Origin of the sequence: Brevibacterium mcbrellneri ATCC 49030 (genome assembly GCF_000178455.1) — a bacterium.
In the GTDB taxonomy this organism is placed as follows: domain Bacteria; phylum Actinomycetota; class Actinomycetes; order Actinomycetales; family Brevibacteriaceae; genus Brevibacterium; species Brevibacterium mcbrellneri.
Genome location: NZ_ADNU01000003.1, coordinates 1 through 1,577 on the forward strand (window position 1 = coordinate 1; position 1,577 = coordinate 1,577).

General features: G+C 54.9%; 1 protein-coding gene. It reads left to right on the forward strand.

Annotation, left to right across the window (positions count from 1 at the left end; all coding sequences use genetic code 11):
• Positions 1-244: 244 nt before the first annotated feature.
• Positions 245-1,456 carry an IS110 family RNA-guided transposase gene (locus HMPREF0183_RS00125; RefSeq protein ID WP_005881429.1) on the forward strand — a complete coding sequence of 404 codons (1,212 nt, stop codon included), beginning with the start codon at positions 245-247 and terminating at the stop codon, positions 1,454-1,456.
• Positions 1,457-1,577: the final 121 nt, after the last annotated feature.

The following is a 1,577-nucleotide window of genomic DNA, read 5'->3' on the forward strand; positions in this document are numbered from 1 at the left end:
CCCGTTACCTTGTGAGTGTCCCTGATAATGGGGATAGTCGCTGGTCCCGGTATGGCTTACTTGCCCTGTAGTTTCCATAATCCGGGGGGGTGTTGCCGCCGGGTGCCAGGACTTTCGATGACAGCTGATAGGGACACGGCCAGTTTCAAACTAGGTCTCTTTGTAACGTGGGTGCTTGCAACGAAGGTCATGACGCCAGCGACTGGATCAACGCCATACCCATCTCGTTTTCTAGGAGCTCATCATGTCTCCGGAGCATTCCATCGACATATTCCTCGGCCCAGACGTCGGCAAATCTGAACACCACGCCTGCGCCTTAGACCGTGATGGCAACAAGGTCTTCGACAAACCGTTGCCCCAACTCGAATCCGAACTAGCAGGCGTTTTTCACCAGCTTCAAAAGCTTGGCACCGTGCTCGTGATCGTCGACCAACCCAACACCATCGGCGCACTACCAATTGCTGTAGCCCGGGACTGCGGTTGCGAAGTCGGATACCTGCCAGGTCTTGCGATGCGCAAAGCTGCAGATCTCTATCCGGGGCGTGCAAAAACAGACAAACGCGACGCATTCATCATCGCCGACACCGCCCGCACAATGCCCCACACGCTTCGTGCCGTCGACCGCAATGATGAGGTACTTTCCGCTCTAAAGATGCTGTCCGGCTTCGATGATGACATCGCCCGCGATTGCACTCGCACTGTCAATCGACTTCGCAGTATCCTCACCCAGATCTATCCCAGCCTGGAACGAGTTTTTGCTGGTAGCACCCTGACTCGCACGCCGATCCTGGATTTATTGATTCATTACAAGGGACCGCAGGGGCTAAAAAGAGCCGGATACCAACGAGTGTTGAACTGGATGATCAAACACACACGTAAAGACCCCACCCCGCTGGTAGACGACATTTTTGCAGCACTGAAAGCTCAAACAGTCACCGTGCCTGGAAGCGATGCCGCCGAGTTAGTAATTCCTCAACTGGCTGCACACATCAAGGCCCTCAAAGAGCAACGAAACACCATCGCTGAACAGGTTGAAGAGATGCTCGCTGATTTCCCTCTTTGTGAGGTCTTGATGAGTATGCCCGGAGTCGGCATCAAGACCGCAGCGCAGATCCTTCTTGCGATCGGTGATGGCTCCGACTTCGATAGTGCTGGCCACTTAGCTGCCTATGCTGGAATAGCGCCCGTCACTAGACGATCAGGTTCGTCGATCAGAGGTGAGTTCCCAGCACGGTCAGGCAATAAACGACTGAAAAACGCCTTGTGCTACTCCACATTCGCGGTTATCCGCAGCCACGAACCGTCACGGCGGTATTACGAACGCAAACGCGCTGAAGGAAAACGCCACAACGCAGCAGTCATCTGCCTGGCACGACGCCGATGCAATGTCATCTACGCAATGCTGAAAAACAAGGAGTTCTTCCGCGAAATCCCGCCACGCCCCGTCGCCGCATAAAGCCCAAAAACGAAGCCGACCAGCACACGCTGGTCGGCTCCTAGGCACGCCTAAGAAACTACTCCCAAGACTGTTCTCGTCAACACCGGCCTGACGCTTGACAAAAACATAGGGACACCCC